The organism is Roseibium sp. ROS1 (assembly GCF_054658215.1).
In genome coordinates, this window is sequence record NZ_BAAGIG010000002.1 from 977,692 (window position 1) to 996,487 (window position 18,796).

The 18,796-nt window shown below is 58.8% G+C and carries 16 protein-coding genes; 10 read left to right on the top strand and 6 right to left on the bottom strand.

The features are described from left to right. Positions 1–14: 14 nt before the first annotated feature. The 9 genes from ACYQ6M_RS12595 to ACYQ6M_RS12635 all read left to right on the top strand — a co-directional run bounded on the left by ACYQ6M_RS12595 (position 15) and on the right by ACYQ6M_RS12635 (position 9,856). The gene (locus ACYQ6M_RS12595; protein ID WP_460074159.1) at positions 15–1,337 is read left to right on the top strand and encodes a homoserine dehydrogenase; all 1,323 of its coding nucleotides are present in this window, start codon (positions 15–17) and stop codon (positions 1,335–1,337) included. A 51-nt stretch (positions 1,338–1,388) separates the two neighbouring features. After that, on the top strand, positions 1,389–2,384 hold the full coding sequence (gene glpX, locus ACYQ6M_RS12600; protein WP_460074161.1) for a class II fructose-bisphosphatase: 996 nt from the start codon (positions 1,389–1,391) through the stop codon (positions 2,382–2,384). Positions 2,385–2,394: 10 nt separating this feature from the next. Next, complete coding sequence (gene recJ, locus ACYQ6M_RS12605; protein ID WP_460074163.1) at positions 2,395–4,212, top strand: single-stranded-DNA-specific exonuclease RecJ; 1,818 nt, start codon at positions 2,395–2,397, stop codon at positions 4,210–4,212. A gap of 85 nt (positions 4,213–4,297) precedes the next feature. Beyond that, the gene (locus tag ACYQ6M_RS12610) at positions 4,298–4,489 is read left to right on the top strand and encodes a hypothetical protein (protein ID WP_022999407.1); all 192 of its coding nucleotides are present in this window, start codon (positions 4,298–4,300) and stop codon (positions 4,487–4,489) included. 118 nt (positions 4,490–4,607) lie between these two features. Continuing rightward, positions 4,608–5,498, top strand: a complete 891-nt coding sequence (locus ACYQ6M_RS12615) for a nitrilase-related carbon-nitrogen hydrolase (protein WP_152510957.1) — start codon at positions 4,608–4,610, stop codon at positions 5,496–5,498. Positions 5,499–5,611: 113 nt separating this feature from the next. Next, positions 5,612–6,097, top strand: coding sequence for an NUDIX hydrolase (locus ACYQ6M_RS12620; RefSeq protein WP_022999405.1), 486 nt, complete (start codon positions 5,612–5,614; stop codon positions 6,095–6,097). A gap of 32 nt (positions 6,098–6,129) precedes the next feature. Further along, positions 6,130–7,638, top strand: a complete 1,509-nt coding sequence (locus ACYQ6M_RS12625) for an inorganic phosphate transporter (RefSeq protein WP_055653955.1) — start codon at positions 6,130–6,132, stop codon at positions 7,636–7,638. Positions 7,639–7,759: 121 nt separating this feature from the next. Then, on the top strand, positions 7,760–8,245 hold the full coding sequence (locus tag ACYQ6M_RS12630; protein ID WP_022999403.1) for an NUDIX hydrolase: 486 nt from the start codon (positions 7,760–7,762) through the stop codon (positions 8,243–8,245). A 120-nt stretch (positions 8,246–8,365) separates the two neighbouring features. After that, positions 8,366–9,856: an inorganic phosphate transporter gene (locus ACYQ6M_RS12635; RefSeq protein WP_460074167.1), complete on the top strand. Its 1,491-nt coding sequence runs from the start codon at positions 8,366–8,368 to the stop codon at positions 9,854–9,856. Positions 9,857–9,868: 12 nt separating this feature from the next. Here ACYQ6M_RS12635 and ACYQ6M_RS12640 read toward each other — a convergent pair whose 3' ends face one another. From ACYQ6M_RS12640 to ACYQ6M_RS12665, 6 genes are all read right to left on the bottom strand, one after another. After that, complete coding sequence (locus ACYQ6M_RS12640; RefSeq protein WP_055653958.1) at positions 9,869–10,585, bottom strand: endonuclease/exonuclease/phosphatase family protein; 717 nt, start codon at positions 10,583–10,585, stop codon at positions 9,869–9,871. 72 nt (positions 10,586–10,657) lie between these two features. Next, on the bottom strand, positions 10,658–12,019 hold the full coding sequence (locus ACYQ6M_RS12645) for an HD-GYP domain-containing protein (RefSeq protein ID WP_460074169.1): 1,362 nt from the start codon (positions 12,017–12,019) through the stop codon (positions 10,658–10,660). A gap of 79 nt (positions 12,020–12,098) precedes the next feature. Then, positions 12,099–12,674, bottom strand: coding sequence for a sarcosine oxidase subunit gamma (locus ACYQ6M_RS12650; protein WP_460074171.1), 576 nt, complete (start codon positions 12,672–12,674; stop codon positions 12,099–12,101). Further along, positions 12,667–15,669 carry a sarcosine oxidase subunit alpha family protein gene (locus tag ACYQ6M_RS12655; protein ID WP_460074173.1) on the bottom strand — a complete coding sequence of 1,001 codons (3,003 nt, stop codon included), beginning with the start codon at positions 15,667–15,669 and terminating at the stop codon, positions 12,667–12,669. Before ACYQ6M_RS12655 ends, ACYQ6M_RS12650 begins: the two co-directional genes overlap by 8 nt. Beyond that, positions 15,666–15,971 (bottom strand): sarcosine oxidase subunit delta, encoded by a 306-nt coding sequence (locus tag ACYQ6M_RS12660; RefSeq protein WP_022999397.1) that lies wholly within the window; start codon positions 15,969–15,971, stop codon positions 15,666–15,668. The genes ACYQ6M_RS12655 and ACYQ6M_RS12660 overlap by 4 nt, the downstream gene beginning before the upstream one ends. Positions 15,972–15,985: 14 nt before the next feature. Continuing rightward, a complete protein-coding gene (locus ACYQ6M_RS12665) occupies positions 15,986–17,239 on the bottom strand; it encodes a sarcosine oxidase subunit beta family protein (protein WP_031268788.1) in 1,254 nt (417 codons plus the stop codon). Positions 17,240–17,631: 392 nt separating this feature from the next. Here ACYQ6M_RS12665 and ACYQ6M_RS12670 point away from each other — a divergent pair, with 392 nt between their 5' ends. After that, positions 17,632–18,744, top strand: a complete 1,113-nt coding sequence (locus ACYQ6M_RS12670; protein WP_460074175.1) for an S-(hydroxymethyl)glutathione dehydrogenase/class III alcohol dehydrogenase — start codon at positions 17,632–17,634, stop codon at positions 18,742–18,744. Positions 18,745–18,796 lie beyond the last annotated feature (52 nt).

Genomic DNA, 18,796 nt, shown 5'->3' on the forward strand with positions numbered 1-18,796 from the left:
GGACTCATTTCCGTATGGCAGACGCATTGAAGGTAGGCATCGCTGGCCTTGGCACCGTGGGGGCGGCCGTGGTGCAGCTCCTTTCAAAACACGGCGGACAGATTGCAACGAAAACCGGGCGAGCAGTGACCGTGACAGCGGTCAGTGCACGTGATCGGACCCGTGATCGGGGCATCGATGTCTCGGCATTCGAATGGTTCACCGATCCGGTGGAAATGGCCCGGACGGCAGATGTCGATATTTTTGTCGAACTGATCGGCGGCGACAACGGCCCCGCTGAGGAAAGCGTGCGTGCTGCTCTGGCGCGTGGCATTCATGTCGTGACAGCAAACAAGGCGCTGCTTGCGCGCCATGGCGTTGAGCTGGCAGTGCTGGCGGAGGCCAACGACGCCTGCCTCAACTACGAGGCAGCCGTTGCCGGAGGCATTCCGATCGTCAAGACGCTGCGCGAATCCATGGCCAGCAACGACATCAGCCGCATCTACGGTATCCTGAACGGCACCTGCAATTACATACTGACCCGAATGGAGGCAGAAGGCATCAGCTTTCAGGATTGTCTGTCGGATGCACAGCGCCTCGGCTATGCGGAGGCGGATCCGACCTTCGACATCGAAGGCAACGACACCGCCCACAAGCTTGCCATCCTCACCAGTCTTGCCTTTGGCACGGAAATCTCGAGCGACGACATCTACGTCGAGGGCATCACCTCGATCACGACCGCCGATATTCAGGCTGCGGACGAACTCGGCTTTCGCATCAAGCTGCTGGGCGTTGCCCAACGCACCGATACGGGCATCGAGCAACGTGTTCATGCGACCATGGTGCCGAAGTCCTCTGCGATTGCTCGGATCGACGGCGTCCTGAATGCTGTGGCTGTCGACGGTGACTTCGTTGGTGAAATCGTGCTCGTCGGACCGGGTGCCGGCGGCAATGCGACGGCGTCATCCGTCGTGGCCGATCTCGCCGATATTGCCCGGGGCGACGAAACGCCTGTTCTTGGCATGCCCGCTGCAGAGCTTAACAGCTATCAACGTGCCCGCATGCGGCTTCATGAAGGCGGATATTACATTCGCCTGTCCGTATTCGATCGGCCGGGTGCTTTCGCCGAAATCGCCAGATGCATGGGCGATGCCGGCATTTCACTGGAATCGATTGTCCAGAAACGTCATGCAAATAAGGACGTTCCTGTGAAATTTGATGCGGACCTGCCTCAACCTGTCATCCTCATCACGTATGAAACGACTGAAGTTGCAATCAAAGAGGCATTGGACGTGATCATGTCCAAGGGGGTAGTTTCCGAACAGCCTCAGATGATCCGCATTGAAAAACTGAACTGACGAGTGAGTGCCCGCCGAGGCGTCCTGCGGAGGGAGAGACTGGAGATGTTGATGTCCAATACTGATAAACAACCGTCGAGCGGCCTGGACCGTATTCTGACGCTCGAGCTGGCCCGCGTCAGTGAAAGAGCGGCTGTGTCGGCAGCCCGGTTGCGCGGTCACGGCGACGAGATGGCCGCGGACCAGGCGGCAGTGGACGCAATGCGGCGCGAACTGAACCGCCTGCCTGTCGACGGTACCGTGGTTATCGGTGAGGGGGAGCGCGACGAAGCTCCGATGCTCTACATCGGTGAAAACGTCGGCACGAAGCAGGGACCGAAAGTCGACATCGCTCTCGACCCGCTGGAAGGCACGACCATCTGCGCCAAGAACCTGCCGAACTCCCTGGCGGTTATCGCATTGGCGCCGGCGGGCGATCTTCTGAACGCTCCGGACAGCTATATGGACAAGATTGCCATCGGGCCGGGTTACAAGGCCGGATTGATCGATCTGGACGCACCGATTGCCGAAAATATTGCTGCTGTTGCCAAGGAAAAAGGCGTCAAGGTCAGTGAAGTCACCGCCTGCGTGCTCGACCGTCCGCGCCACGCCCGCCTGATTGAAGAAATCCGGGCGACCGGTGCTGCAATCCGCCTGATCGGAGATGGTGACGTCGCCGGCGTTATTCACACGACCGATCCGGACGAAACCGGCATCGATATCTACGCAGGTATCGGCGGTGCCCCGGAAGGTGTGCTTGCAGCTGCCGCTCTTCGTTGTATCGGTGGCCAGATGCAGTCTCGTCTTGTGATCACGCGCGACGAGCAGGTCGAGCGTGCGCATCGCATGGGCATCGAGGACATCAAGAAGAAGTACACGCTTGAAGAAATGGCCGGGCCGGACGTGCTTTTTGCCGCAACGGGTGTAACCGACGGCAACTTCCTGCAGGGCGTCCGCTTCGGCCGTCATCACATCACCACGCACACCGTTGTCATGCGGTCCTCCACTGGGACGGTGCGCTACATCAAGGCCCAGCACACGGATCTTGAGAAGTTTCATCTGGACTAAGTACCGCTGAATGCTGGGACAATCCGGGGAAGACGACAGGCGGCTCGTACTTGGGGTCGCCCGTTCCGCAAACTACAACGCCTGGCGCGAGCGCCTGAGTGGCGCTGACCTGCGAACCGCGATGGCGATTTCGCAGGTTCACGGACTGCCGGACGTGCTGGCGCGTGTCATGGCTGCGCGCGGCGTTCAGGCCGACGAGGCAACCGGCTTCCTGGAACCGTCACTCAAGCTGCTGATGCCGGATCCTTCCGGTCTAGTCGATATGGACGCCGCCGTGGCAAGGGTCGCGGATGCCGTCCAGGCTGGTCGAAAGATTGCGATCTTCGGCGACTACGATGTCGACGGGGCGACATCCTCGGCGATATTCGCCAAATACCTGCAGTGGCTCGGCCTTGACCCTGTGATCCATATTCCGGATCGAATCATCGAAGGATACGGGCCGAATGGTCCGGCCATCGAACATCTTCGCCATGGCGGAGCTGATCTGCTGGTGACGCTCGATTGCGGCAGCACATCGTTTGAAGCTTTTGAAACTGCCCGGCAACTCGATCTCGACGTCGTGGTCATCGATCACCACCAGGTTGGCGAAACGCTTCCGGCGGTTGCGGCGCTCGTCAACCCGAACCGGCAGGATGATCTGTCGGGGCAGGGGCATCTGGCAGCTGTCGGCGTCACGTTCCTGTTTCTTGTCGGCCTGAACCGCGAGTTGCGACGCCGCGGGGTTTTCCAGGGCAGGCAGGAGCCGGATCTCATGGCGCTGCTCGATCTGGTGGCGCTTGGTACCGTGTGCGACGTCGTTCCGTTGCAGGGTCTGAACAGGGCCTATGTGACACGTGGCCTTGCGGTGATGCACCAACGCCGCAATTACGGGCTGACTGCGCTTGCGGACACAGCGCGCGTGAGCGGAAAGCCGGCGCCTTATCATCTGGGTTTCTTGATAGGCCCGCGGATCAACGCGGGAGGACGTATTGGCGACGCTGCACTGGGCGCGCGCCTTCTGACGACGGAAGACCCGCACGAAGCACGGGCAATCGCCGAGCGGCTGGACCAGCTCAATACCGAACGTCAGTCCATGGAAGCAGTGATGCTGGAACAGGCCGGTGCAGAAGCCGCAATGGCGATCCAGGCACGTGATCCGGCGGTTCTCCTGACCGGTTCCGACGATTGGCACCCCGGGATTGTTGGCCTGATTGCCTCTCGGCTCAAGGAGGCTCACCGCAGGCCCTCCTTTGCGGTCGCCTTTGATGAAACCGGCAAGGGGACTGGTTCAGGGCGCTCCATCCCCGGTGTTGACCTTGGCAAGGCCGTTCGCAGAGCGGTTGACGAAGGTTTGCTCGAAAAGGGTGGTGGGCACGCCATGGCGGCAGGGCTTACGGTTCTGCGGGAGAAGACCGCCGACCTGGAAGCGTTTTTCAACGATGTGCTGAAGGACGACGTCGAGGCGGCAAGTGCGAACCGGGAATTGAAGATTGACGCCGCGCTGACGGCAACGGGCGCAAATCTCGATCTTCTGGAATTGCTGGAAAAGGCGGGGCCCTATGGTGCCGGTCATGCTGAACCGGTGTTTGCCTTTCCCGCCCACCGGATTTCCTTCGCCGATGTGGTCGGTAAGGGACATGTCCGAGCCTCGATCACTTCTGGTGACGGGACTGCGTTAAAGGCAATCTGCTTCAAGGCGGACGACAAACCGCACGGTCAGATGCTTTTGCAGGGCCGGGGACAGTCGCTGCATGTGGCAGGTACGCTGTCAATCGACACCTGGCAGGGGACACCCAAGGTGCAACTGCGCATCCTCGATGTCGCGGATCCGCAGAAAACCCGCCTTTGATGCGGCGCAGGTAAACGTGAATTAACCAAACGCTAAGTCTCCGGGCATAAGGTTTGAACCCACGAAGGAATCGTGAGGATCAGGCATGCGTGCTCAGAATGAGCTTTCGCCCTATTTCGAAGAAATAGACAGGCGTACGGACCGGGCCCTGAAAGGGATTCGGGAAGTCAGACGTTCAGCAAAACTCACCGCCCTGCCGCAAGAGCCGAAAGCAGCCCTTGTCGGAACAGGATTTCTGATGGTCCTGGTAGCATTTCTCGGACTGTTCATCGACTGAACCTTCCGGAAATACCGGAGGAGCCACGTTCCGGTGAACGAAAGGCCGACAAGGGCTTGAAACGCTCTGCGTGCTGCCTTTAAGTCTTGCGTCTTAGTTTATCGAGACGTCGGGCACCATGACAGATTATCCCATTGCACTTTGGTCCTTTAACCTGAGCCGCGCTCCAGCTTCGGTGGCAGCTTTTGCTGCACAGATCGAAGAAGGAATGCAGCGCGCCGCGGGAGAGGGCGCAAAGCTCCTGATGCTTCCTGAATACCTTGTGGAATGCTGCCTGGCGTTCAAACCCGAAGGCCTGCCGCCTGAACAGGAAATGGCGTTCCTGGCGGACGTGGGCACCGACTTGCTCGCGATACTTGCGCCGCTACCTGCCAGGTATGGCGTGTCGCTGTTGGCTGGATCGATGCCTGTTCAGGCACCTGCGGGTTTCACCAACACAGCCGTTCTACTGACAGCCGACGGGCGCGAGATCCGTCAGGACAAATTGTGCCTTACACCGTTCGAGCAGGATCCGGAGATCTGGCATCTGGTGCCTGGAGCTGATCTGAAGACGTTCGAGCTCGACGGATTGAAGATGGCGATCCTGATCTGTCTGGATGTCGAAATGCCGGCGCTCAGCAGCCTGCTGGCGAAGCTGGATCTCGATCTTCTGCTAGTGCCTTCAATGACGGAAAAACTCTCCGGCTATCACCGTGTCTTCGGCTGTGCCAAGGCACGTGCGGTTGAGCTCATGTGCGCGGTCGCCGTTTGCGGTCTTGTCGGCACATCAAAGGGCACGACGCAGAACGACACCAACGTTTCCGGGGCGGCGCTGTATCTGCCGTGTGAAGAGGAATTCGGTTTTACAGGTGTTGCCGCAGAGGTAGCCGCGACCTCCGGAAGCAATGGAGAAGAACCGTTCCTTGTCGTTTCGGTCCCCCTCAACGAACTTCGCGACCTGAAGTCCGGCAAGGCGGAAGTTTGGCCGGGAGCCTGGACTGCCGATCACGTTTCCGTTTCGGCGGCCTGAAGCGGACTTGTAATATTTGTAATAAAAATGTGCGCGCACCGAGTGCACTTTTCTCTAGACGTCCCTAAGGGAACTCTCTATACACCTGCTGTTCCAGAACAACAGGTGTGGAGATGGGATTCGCTAAGGCACTGACAGCGCGGGATGCATCGTGGCTGCACGGAATTGCAGGTTTGTTTGTCAAACCGCTCCGTCTGCAGATCGCGGCTCTTTGTGTGCGTCCGGGCGAGGCGGAGCCTGAAATTCTCCTGGTCTCGACCCGCGAGACCGGCCGCTTGATCTTGCCGAAAGGCTGGCCTGAAAAGGACAAGCCCGCATTTGAAACGGCGTTGATCGAAGCCTATGAGGAAGCGGGAATTGTCGGCACGGCCGACCCGCGGGCCATTGGCAGCTTCCGGTCCTACAAGGGCCTTGCGGACGGATTGAAGATCCGCACCAAGGTGATTGTCTTCAAGATCCGTTTTGAAAAACAGTTGAAAGACTTTCCTGAACTCGGGCAACGCAAAAGGGTCTGGCTGCCCTTCTCGAAGGCAATCGAGGCCGCCGAAGAGCCGGCGTTGAGACGGTTTTTGCGGCAGCACAAATCGCAAATTTGCTAGACATTTCCTGAGGGATAGCGAGGCGTGTTCGGGTGCTCACCAACAAGGACCTGAAAAAGAAGGCTCTGGACAAGGATCTCGACAAGATCAGCTTTGTCAGTGAGGCGGCGGAGGCTATGGGCCGGCGTCTTGTCGGACCGGGTCTTGCCCTGGTGTTCCTGGTGATCTGCGCCTGCGTTGCCGCATTCCAGGTGTCTTCCAGCGGTTTCTCCAACATGCTCATCCTTGTGGCCGCCAGTGCAATTGGCGGCTACATGGCGCTCAATATCGGCGCCAACGACGTTGCCAACAATGTCGGTCCCGCCGTGGGCGCGCGTGTCGTCAGCCTCACCGGCGCCTTGCTGATTGCGGCCGTCTGCGAAAGCGCGGGCGCATTGCTTGCCGGAGCGGATGTCGTCTCGACCGTTTCCGGCGATATCTTGAGCCCCAGCGATGTCCGAAACAGTTCGGAATTCATGCTGGCAATGCTGACGGCCATGGCAGCTTCAGCTTTGTGGATCAATTTCGCGACTGTGATCGGCGCACCTGTTTCGACCACCCATTCGATCATTGGCGGTGTTGTCGGCGCCGGGATCGCGGCAAGCGGCTTTGCAGCCATAAACTGGACAACCATTTCGACAATTGCTGCTTCCTGGGTTCTGTCTCCGGTGCTCGGCGGTCTTGTTGGGGCCGGGATCATGGCCTTTATCAATTCAAGGGTCGTCTATACGCCGGACCGGCTGAAAGCTGCCAGATATTGGTTGCCGATACTGCTGGGCCTCATGGGGGCGACCTTCACCGGCTACATTCTGCTGAAAACGTCCGATCGGCTCATCTCTGTTCCTGAATGGCTTGCGATCGTGCTGTCGCTCACCGTCGGCTTCGTTGTCTGGCGGATCTATTGCCGGGTAATCCACGCTCAAACGCTTACGCTGGAAAACAGTGCGCGCGCCTTGCGCAACCTGTTTGCAGTACCGCTTATGGTCGCGGCAGGTTTGCTGTCATTTGCCCATGGTGCCAACGACGTTGCAAACGCCATCGGGCCGCTGGCAGCCATCGTTCTCAGCCAATCGAATGATTTTCCGGATCTCGTATTTTGGTATCTGGGGGCGCTCAATCCCGAAGTGCCGATCTGGGTGAGCGCAGTCGGCGCATGCGGGATCTCCGCCGGCCTTTTGCTGTTCGGAAGACGGCTCGTCACTGTTGTCGGCAAGAAGATCACCAAACTTAGTCCCGTACGTGCCTTTTGCATCACCCTGGCAACCGCCGCGACCGTGCTGACGGCTTCTGGTGCGGGGCTGCCGGTATCGTCCACCCATATCGCGGTTGGTGCGCTGTTCGGTGTGGGTTTTTACCGGGAATGGTATCGCAACAAGTATGTTGCGGAAGGCGGGGTCATGAAACCGCGCAAGATGATGAAAAACAGGGAAGAGCGTCGCAGACGCCTCCTGGTGCGTCGATCAAGCCTGATCACCATCATCGCAGCCTGGGTTGTCACTGTTCCCGCCTCTGCCTTGCTGGCCGCCGGCCTATTCACGGCGCTCAAGCTCGTCCTCTCATGAGAATTCCGTTCTAACCTAACAAGTTTGACGGATAACAAGCAGCACACAGTGCGCATTTTCTGGACAAGCCCGAGTTCCGGCCTTATCTTCCAAGTGTCACCAACATTTCGGAAAGGGCACCATGGCGCAGCTTTATTCAGCAATCGACACCCGGACTTCCTGGTTTCAGAACCTGCTTCTGTTGTTCAGGCGCCCTTCGAGATTGCAGATCGCAGCGTTGTGCCATCGTTTGCGTGACGGGGAGCGGGAAGTCCTGCTTGTGACGACCAAATCCACGCATCGCTGGATTCTTCCCAAAGGCTGGCCGATCATGTCGTTGAAAGCACACCACACCGCAGCGGTAGAGGCTTTCGAAGAGGCAGGCGTTATCGGAAATGCGCAGAAGAAGCCCTTTGCCAGCTTTCAGTCACACAAAGGTGGCGAAGGCGGCTTGCAGCTCAGGACGGAAGTTCTTGTGTTCCTTGTCGACGTGGAAAGCACGACAAGCAGTTTTCCAGACAAGGACGAGCGCGACGTCCGGTGGCTTCCGATACAGGAAGCCATGCGGCTTGCCGGCGATCCGGGCCTCGTGAAGGTGCTTCGCAAACTGGAAAATTTACCCAACTAAGAAATTTTGGCCAATGAGGGCCGTTTTGGTTGACCTTTTCGGACGATTGTTTAAGGCAGGCGCCAGATGACGCTTGGCTTGCAAGACTTGCCTTCAAAGGACTTCCCGACTGGAACGCCCATGCCGAATTTGAAAAAGCCGACCCTCGACAAGGATCTCGACAAGCTGAGCTACATGGAAGAGGCCGCCGGGTCTCTTGGACGTGGCTTGATTGCGCCGGGCATCGCGCTGGTCTTTATTGTCTTGTGTGCCCTTGGCGCCGGTGCCTCCATGTCGGGAGCACCGGGAACGGTCATCATCGTCGCTGCGGCAGCCATCGGCGCCTATATGGCACTCAATATTGGTGCCAACGATGTTGCCAACAATGTTGGCCCCGCCGTCGGTTCGCGGGCCATGACGTTGCTGACGGCGCTGATCATTGCGGCCGTCTTTGAAAGTGCAGGGGCCCTGATCGCAGGTGGGGACGTCGTCAGCACCATCTCCAAGGGCATCATTGATCCCGCTTCGGTGGCCGATGCCAATGTCTTCATGGCAGCTATGATGGCGGCTCTGGTGTCCTCCGCACTCTGGATCAACCTTGCCACCTGGATCGGTGCGCCGGTTTCGACAACGCATTCCATCGTTGGTGGCGTCATGGGAGCTGGCATTGCGGCGGCAGGCTTCAGCGCGGTCAATTGGGCGACAATGGGCGGTATCGCAGCAAGCTGGGTCATCTCGCCGTTCCTCGGCGGTCTGGTTGCTGCAGGTTTCCTGGCCTTCATCAAGACTTTCATCATCTATCAGGACGACAAAATCGCCGCTGCCCGCAAATGGGTTCCGGTTCTGATCGGTGTCATGTCGGGAACCTTTGCCAGCTATCTGGCTCTCAAGGGCCTGAAGAAGATCGTGCATATCGATATGCCGATGTCATTGTTGCTTGGGGTTATTGTCGGGCTTGCGGTCTGGGCGATCGTGCGACCGTTGATCAGGCGTCAGTCTGAAGGGCTGGAAAACCGCAACCAGTCTCTCCGCATCTTGTTTTCCGTGCCACTTGTCTGTTCGGCGGCTCTTCTGTCCTTCGCCCACGGAGCCAACGACGTTGCAAATGCTGTGGGACCACTTGCCGCCATCGTTCACACGGCGGAACTCGGAGACGTCGCAGCCAAGGTGAGCATTCCGCTCTGGGTCATGGCAGTCGGTGCTTTCGGCATTTCATTCGGTCTTTTGTTGTTTGGCCCGCGCCTGATCGAAATGGTCGGCCAACAGATTACCAAGCTCAATCCGATGCGGGCCTACTGCGTTTCGCTGTCAGCTGCCATCACGGTGATTGTTGCCTCGGGTTTCGGATTGCCCGTGAGTTCCACGCACATCGCCGTGGGAGCTGTCTTCGGTGTTGGGTTCTTCCGGGAGTGGTATACGGAACGCTCAAAGCGCCGCCTGGATTTCGTGAACCAGAAACAAGGCAATGGCAACGTGGTACGACCTGTCCGCAATCGCGAGGAGCAGGCACGCCGTCACTTGGTACGCCGGGCGCATTTCATGACCATCGTCGCCGCCTGGGTCGTCACCGTTCCGGCTGCTGCCGTCCTGTCCGCCGGGCTTTACTTCGTCATGGTCAAGCTGATTGCCTGATAAAGGCGATTTCTAACCGGGTAGATGTCCGGCCGGCTCCAGGGTGAGGTTGGCCCAGACCGGCAAATGGTCCGAAGCAACGCGTGCCGTCTTCGATTTATGGACGCCAGCCTGCCTGACGACGAATTCCGGGCTGGTTATGATCCGGTCCAGGCTGCCGACGGGAAGGGGACTGGGAAAGCTCCGTCCCGGCGTCGTCACCTCATAGCGTTCTTCAAACAGCTTGATGCTGCCCGCCGTGTCTCGCCATTCGTTCAGGTCTCCGATCAACACTGTCGGCAGGTAATCCAGATGCTCATGCAGCTGATGCATCAGCGAGGTTATCTGCTTTTTACGAAAGTGACCGATCAGGCTCAGGTGCATGGCTGCCACACGGATTTTTTCACCGGCAACTTCAAGGTCGACAGCAACCGCACCACGTGGTTCCAGCGTCGGCAGATCTAGCCGGCGATGGTCGAGAATTCCGATCGAGTTTCGAACAAGAATAGCGTTGCCGTGCCAGCCCAGGCTCTTGTCGCCCGTCGCGAACGGAACGGGGCGGTAATCCGTTTCCTGAAGAATCGTGTCTCTGTCGAGAGTACTTTCCCGTGGTCCGAAGCGCTTGTCTGCTTCCTGCAAGGCTAGGATGTCGCAGTCCAGTTCCTGGATAACCTTGAGTGTCCGGTCAGGCCGCCTGCGCGCATCGACGCCTATTGATTTTTGTATGTTGTAAGAACCGATTTTCAGCATGGGCGCAGAGTGAAGGCCTCACGTTAAAAGTTGCAAGGGGAATAGGTTGATTTGGCCGCCTTTGCGACCAATTTAGGCAGCCTTGGTCTGCTCCATGCGCTCCGTCGCCCGTTTGAGCGCAGCAAGACATTTTGCATCCAGGGCTGTGCCGGCTTCGCTTTCCATGATGCCGAGTGCCTTGGGCAACGGCATCGGTCCACGATAAGGCCGTTCTGCGGTCAATGCGTCGAAAATATCCGCCGTCGTGACAATGCGCGTTTCCATCGAAATCCTGCTTGTGGTCAGCCCGTCCGGATATCCGCGGCCGTCCAGTTTTTCATGATGCCCCCTCGCGATCGGCGACAGGTCCTTGAACGTATCGATCCTGGAGAGGATCTCGTCGGAGTAAACGGGATGCATGCGGATTTGTTCCCACTCCAGGTCATCGAGCTTTCCGGGCTTGTCGAGGACTGAGTTGCTGACGCCGAGTTTGCCGATGTCGTGCAGGAGAGCCGCCCGTCTCAGCAGCTGCCGGTCACGCATTCCGTAACCCAACTCTTCTGCGATCATGTCGGTGTAAAGCGTTACGCGCTCGCTGTGTCCGGCGGTGTAGGGACTTTTGGAGTCGATCACGAGCGCAAAGCCGTGGGCTATGTCGTCGAGCTGCTCCTCATCTGCAAAACGAATGTTCTGCGCGGGCTCGAGGCCGTAGACGATCTTGTCGAGGTTGTCCGATTTCAAGGCGTTCCAGAACTGGGGACTACTTGCGACGGTTTCTGCTGCGGCCACCAAGGCGGGGTCGAACCAGCTGCCGGCCCGTTCCTTCAATTCCTGCAAGGCCCCCTGTACGCCTGCATTGATCTGAAAGACATCCATGACCTGTGCCAGCAAGGCGATCTGGGAAAATACCGGGATGGTGGAGCCCACAATGCCGTGCGGCCGTCCTTTGCCGTCCCAATGTTCATCCAGACTGTAAATTCCGGATACGACAGTTTCCGAGAAATGCATCTGGCGGGCAATGTCGCCGCCGCGTGTGCAGCGTGTTTCGATCATCTCGTTTGCAATGTCGCCGCCATTTTGAAGAATGTTGACGATGGCGCGCACACGTTCTGCAAAGCCGTGCTTCAACCCGGTGTGAGAAAGCACGAAACGCAGGGCCGCAGGCAGGCTGTCGCTGATCGTCTTGAAGTCGTGTTTGAAGGTCAGGTCGTCGGTGAGATAAAGCTCGCAGATTCTCGCTGCATTGCTTGAACAGCCAAGGTCCTTCAAAAGCAGCGTGTAATAGAGATCGCTGAGTTGCTCTTCTGTCAGCCCGACTTGCCGTCCGATATGAATGCCGATCCAGCAACAGCGAACGCAGTGCCCGCGCGGCTGGCCTTCAGTGATGTCCAATGCGTGGCTGAGTGCGCCGAGCAGCTCCGCCAGCCGGAGTTTTCTGGAAACCTGTTCGGACATAAAAGCGAGCCTCGCGCAACGATGTGTTCCGCAAGGCTCGCAAAGCTTCGTTAAAATCAGGTGTTTTCACCGACCCCGGTCAGGCTGCTTCCAGCTCTGTAGCCGATTGGACAAGCAGACCTGCCACGTAGTCCATGAAGGAAACCCAGGCTTCCACCACAAAGGTGTCCGCACCTGTCCGCCAGATCATCACTGGCAATTTGTGAAACAGCGTCCTTGTCACAGTGCCGACCGGAAAGACCTCAAGCGAGAAATCGATGAAGACACCGGTATTGAGCAACCAGGCAGCCTTGTCGCCACTGACGATGATCGCTTCCGATCGGTCAGAGATATCAACCAGGGCATGAGGATGCGTTGAGAGCTTTTCCTCGATGCCGTCGAACACCGCCCTGAGGTCTTCTTCAGGTGCAAGCAATGTCCACTCGTCCGGCCCCATCCAGAGCGCTGCCCGCTTGGCGGAAGTGGAGTTCGACAAGGGAGAAAGCGGCAGTGAGGCGCCAAATGCCGTGCCGGCGTCCTTTTGCGCAGCTTCACGGCAACGCAGGGAAAGTCGCGTCATGGGCGCGGCTTTCAGGATGGAGACCGACGGTAGGCTCAGAAGCGGTGTTTCACCCGCGTCCGGCGTGATCAGATCGCTTGCCAGAAGTTCAGACATTGATCCGTGCTCCTTCCTTGTCATAGAACACCGTGCTCGTCACCTCGACCTGAATGCTTCCGGTCGGCATCGGCACATAGAGCGTTTTGCCTTCCAGCGAGTGGCCGTTCTTCACGATCGCGAGGGCAATCGTACGGTCGAGCGCCGGACTGTAGTAGGACGAGGTGACATGACCTTCCGCAGGCGTGCCGGTCGCGGGGTTCTCGGCAGTCGTGATCTGGGCACCTTCTTCCAGCTTCACTTTCGGGTCCTTCGTCAGAAGGCCCACGAATTGCTTCCGACCGTCTGCAACAAGGTCAGTACGGGCCAGGCCACGCTTGCCGACGAAGTCGAACTTGTTCTTGCCGATCGCCCAGCTCATGCCGGCATCCTGCGGGGTAACGGTACCGTCCGTGTCCTGACCGACGATGATGTAACCCTTCTCGGCACGCAAAACGTGCATGGATTCCGTTCCGTATACGGTGCCGTTGTGCTTCTCGATTTCCTTGGCGAGCGTTTCCCACATCATCTTGCCATGACGGCGGGGAACGTTGATTTCGAAGCCGAGTTCACCGGTGAAGGAAATCCGGAAAAGCCGGCAGGGAACGCCGCAGAAGGTCGCTTCCTTCACGCTCATGTGCGGGAAGGCATCGGCGGAAAGATCGACACCTTCAATAAAGGGCGCAATCACCTCCCGAGCCTTCGGTCCCTGAACCGCGGCGACCGCAAACTGTTCGGTGGTCGACGTGATCCAGACATCGAGATCCGGCCATTCTGTTTGCAGGTAGTCTTCCATGGTCGCAAACACGCTCGGCGCGCCGCCTGTCGTGGTGGTTACATGGAAACGGTCTTCCGCAAGGCGTCCGATAACTCCATCGTCGGTGATGAAACCGGCGTCGTTGAGCAGCAGGCCATAGCGGCAGCGGCCGGGCGCCAGCTTCTTCCACGGGTTGGTGTACATCCGCTCCAGGAATTCGGCCGCATCCGGTCCGACAATTTCGATCTTGCCGAGCGTGGAGGCATCGAACAGCCCGACACTTTCGCGGACGGTCTTGCATTCGCGAGCAACCGCCGCATGCATGTCTTCACCGTTCTTCGGGAAGTACCAAGTGCGCTTCCACTGGCCAACGTCCTCATAGACGCCGCCGTTCTCCACCACCCAGTCATGGGAAGGTGTCTTGCGAACCGGGTCGAAGAAGTCGCCACGCGATACACCGGCAAAGAGACCGAATGTCGTTGGAGTGTAGGGCTGGCGGAATGTGGTGAGCCCGACATCCGTTACCGGCTTCTGCAAGGCCCCTGATGCGATCTCCAGGGCGTTCATGTTCGAAAGACGACCCTGGTCGGTGGCCATGCCGGTGGTGGTATAGCGCTTGATATGCTCGATGGACTGCATGCCTTCGCGTACGGCCAGCTTGACGTCCTTGGCGGTAACGTCGTTCTGATAATCGACGAACGCCTTGACCCGTGAAGCGTTCCGATCGTGGGGCAGGGCGCCGAGGATGCCGCCTGATCCGGCTTCTCCACCTGTTGCCGTGACATAGGTCACCTTGGCGGACTTGCCGGTTGCAGCCCTGGCTGCTTCTTCACCGGCCGCATAGCCGTCGTGAAGCGTTGCCTGCAGGCCGTAGAGGCCTTTGGAGCCGCCTGCCGAACGTTCCTTCTGAACGGAAATACCGGGAACATAGGCCCCCTTGTCCGCGTCCCAGACGACCTTGCCGCGGGACTGGGAATACAGGCTGACGGTCGGAGTCCAGCCGCCGGACATCAAAAGCGCATCGCACGCAATCTGGCCACCGGAGGCAACCTGTCCCGATGTCATCATCCGGCCGAGCAAGGCGCCTTTGACACGCTTGCGACCGAGAGTTCCTGTTACAACGCATCCTGCCTCGACACGAATGCCCCTGGCTTCCGCGATTGCAACCAGGCTTTCAGGCGGCGTTTCGCGCATGTCCACGATGGCGGCAACGTCGACACCATGGTCTGCAAGGTCGAATGCTGCCTGCCACGCACTGTCGCAGGCTGTTGCCACCAGAACCTTGTGGCCGACTTTGACGCCATAGCGGTTGAGGTAGGTTCTTCCAGCTTCCGCAAGCAGAATGCCCGGTCGGTCATTCTCCGGAAACACCATCGGACGTTCTATCGCACCGGCTGCAATCACCACTTCCTTGGCGCGCACCTGCCACAGTCGTTCACGCGGCAGTTTGGGATCCGGGTTGGGCAAATGTTCGGTGATGCGCTCTGCCAGCGAAATGAAGTTATGCGCAAAATAACCGAAGGCCGTTGTGCGCGGCAGGAGTGTGACATTGTCCATCGCGGCAAGCTTGGCGATGGTTTCCGAAACGAACTCCGCAGGATCCTTTCCGTCGATGCTTGCGCTGACTTCAGAAAGCAGCGAACCGCCGAATTCAGCCTGCTCGTCGACCAGCATCACCTTCGCACCGGTCTCTGCCGCAGCCAGAGCCGCTGCAAGTCCGGTTGGCCCGGAGCCGACGACAAGAACGTCGCAGTGGGCGTAAATGTTACCGTAGAAGTCGTGATCCGGGTTTTTCGGCGGTTTGCCGAGGCCGGCCGCCGAACGGATGATCGGCTCGTAGACCTTGTCCCAGAAGGCATGCGGCCACATGAAGGTCTTGTAGTAGAACCCGGCCGGAAACAGCGGCGAAAGCAGATCGTTCACGGCGCCGATGTCAAACCCGAGCGAGGGAAAACGGTTCTGTGAAACGGCTTCAAGGCCCTGATAGAGCTCAACCTGTGTAGCGCGCAGGTTCGGCGTCTGATCGCCGTTGCGGTAAACCCCGACCAGCGCGTTCGGTTCTTCCGAACCGGCAGTCAGAATGCCGCGCGGACGGTGATACTTGAACGAACGACCGACCAGGTGAACACCATTGGCAAGCAGCGCGGAGGCAAGGGTATCGCCCTTGTGGCCTTGCATTTCCTCGCCGTCAAAGGTGAAGGTGAGTTGCTCGGCGCGGTCGATCCGGCCGCCTTTTTCAGTACGGAATGGCTGGCTCATTTGCCGGCCTCCTTGGCAAGCGCTTCAAGATCCGGTTTCGGTTCGCCGGTCTTGTAGATTTTCAGGAACTTGTCGCTGACGGTATCGCGGACAGCGTTGAAGAACCGTCCGCAGCCGTGGATATGGCGCCAGCGCTCGGCGGCTACACCCTTGGTATTGTCGCGCATATACAAAAACTCCACCCAGTCCTCGTCCGTGGCCTGGCTCGGATCGGCCGGTCGGGCGATATGGGCTTCACCGCGGCAGGCAAATTCCGTTTCTGCACGCTCGACATGGCAGTAGGGGCAATAAATCAGCAGCATTCTTGTGATCTCCCCTAGTGGGCCACGGCCGCTGCAGCGGCTTCGTCGATGAGGCGGCCGGTCCGGAACCGGTCGATGGTGAAAGGTGCGTTGATCGGGTGCGGCTCATCCTTGGCAATCGTATGCGCGAAGACATGGCCGGATCCGGGTGTCGCCTTGAAGCCGCCTGTGCCCCAGCCACAGTTGACGTAGAGCCCCTGAACCGGGGTTTTCGACAGGATGGGCGAACGGTCAGGCGTCGTGTCGACGATACCACCCCAGTTGCGAAGCATGCGCATGCGCCGGAAATGCGGGAAAAGTTCGCAGATCGCGTCGATTGTGTGGTTGGTGATGTGAATGCCGCCAGCCTGCGAATAGGACACGAACTGGTCAGTGCCCGCACCGATCACAAGCTCACCCTTGTCGGACTGCGAAATGTAGGCATGGATCGTGTTTGACATGACCACGCACGGGAAGGCGGGTTTCACGGGTTCGGAGACCAGTGCCTGCAGGGGGAAGGATTCCAGCGGCAGCCGGACGCCGGCCATGTCCATGACGACAGACGTGTGACCGGCTGCGACGACACCGACCTTCTTGGCCTTGATGAAACCTTTGACCGTTTCCACACCCTCGACGGCCCCATTCTGGCCGCGGCGGATGCCGGTGACGGCGCAGTTCTGGATAATGTCGACACCCAGGGCATCGGCACCGCGGGCATAGCCCCAGGCGACCGCATCGTGACGGGCGGTGCCGCCGACGCGCTGCAAGGCTGCGCCCATGACCGGATAACGGATGTTCTTTGAAATGTTCAGAGGCGGGCAATATTCCTTTGCCTCTTCCGGCGTCAGCCACTCATTTTGAACGCCTGCCAGACGGTTGGCGTGAATATGGCGTTGTGCCACCTGAACGTCGTGAACCGTGTGCGCGAGCATCATCACGCCACGTGCAGAATACATGACGTTGTAGTTCAGTTCCTGGGACAGGTTCTGCCACAAGCCCATTGCGTGATTGTAGAGCCCGGCGCTTTCCTCCCACAGATAGTTGGAACGCACGATGGTCGTATTGCGACCGGTGTTGCCACCGCCGAGCCAACCTTTTTCGATGACCGCGACGTTGCGGATGCCGTGTTCCTTGGCAAGGTAATAGGCAGTTGCCAGACCGTGCCCGCCGGCGCCAACAATCACGACGTCATATTCGGCCTTGGGTTCCGGAGCGCGCCACTGGCGGCCCCAGTTCTGGTGCGCGGAAAAGGCGTTTTTCGCCAGTTCCAGAAAGGAATATCGCTTCATGAAGCAGCGGCTCCGCACGTTGCCGGCAAGCAAATCGGATAAATCCGCTCGGCCGGCCGTCAGGGTCAATACGCAATTGAACGACGACTTTAGCGACACGGCCGGAGTCTCGTCCATTGGGAGGCATATTCGCGATTGGGGTCGAGGTTGCGTATAAGGTTTCAGTCGCATGCTTGTCTGAATGCGACATGGGTGTCTTACGGCCTGCGATGAATTGTGCCAGACTAACCAAACCCTCGGAGAAACAATGGATTTCAGCGCTTCCTGCAAGGTGTCGGGCGGGGTAGATTTCATCGAATAGCGCAATCCCGACAGCGGATGCCGCATCGGTTCTTGCATTTGCAGATATGGACGTTAACTCTCCCCGGGAAACACACATCAGGAGATCCTTCATGGAAGTTCGCGCCGCTGTGGCCGTTGGGGCCGGAAAACCGCTTGAAGTCACCACTGTAAGGCTTGAAGGCCCGCGCGCTTTTGAAGTGCTGGTGGAAATCAAGGCAACCGGCATCTGCCATACCGATGAATTCACCCTGTCAGGTGCGGATCCGGAAGGTCTGTTTCCCGCGATTCTGGGTCACGAAGGGGCAGGTGTCGTTGTCGAGGTTGGCCCGGGTGTGACTACCCTGAAGCCGGGCGACCATGTCATTCCGCTCTACACGCCGGAGTGCCGGACCTGCGAATATTGCCTCAATCCGAAAACAAACCTCTGCCAGTCGATCCGCGCGACACAGGGGCAGGGCCTGATGCCGGACGGCTCGTCCCGATTCTCGACCCTCGATGGTGACCCGATCCTGCACTACATGGGCACATCGACGTTCTCCAACTACACGGTCGTACCGGAAATCGCTCTGGCGAAGATCCGTCCGGACGCGCCATTCGACAAGGTCTGCTACATCGGCTGTGGTGTCACGACCGGCATCGGTGCGGTGATCAACACCGCAAAGGTGGAAATCGGTTCGCGTGCGATTGTCTTCGGCCTCGGCGGCATCGGTCTGAACGTTCTCCAGGGTCTGCGTCTTGCTGGTGCCGACCAGATTGTCGGCGTTGACCTGAACCCGGAAAAGAAAGAGATGGCCGAGCGTTTCGGCATGACCGATTTCGTCAATCCGAGTGAAGTAGAGGGCGACCTTGTTCCGTATCTTGTGAACCTCACCAAAGGTGGGGCCGACTATACCTTCGATGCGACCGGCAACGTGAATGTCATGCGTACGGCGCTTGAATCAGCCCACAAGGGCTGGGGCGAGAGCATCATCATCGGTGTTGCTCCGGCTGGTGCTGAGATCTCGACCCGTCCGTTCCAGCTTGTGACCGGCCGCGTCTGGAAAGGCACCGCATTTGGTGGCGCGCGTGGCCGCACGGACGTTCCGAAGATCGTTGACTGGTACATGGACGGCAAGATCGAGATCGATCCGATGATCACCCACACGATGCCTCTCGAAGACATCAACAAGGGTTTCGATCTGATGCACTCCGGTGAATCGATCCGCTCTGTGGTGGTTTACTGATCGAACGTCAGGCGTAACTCGCCGACATATTGCCAAGGCGTCGTCCCTGCGA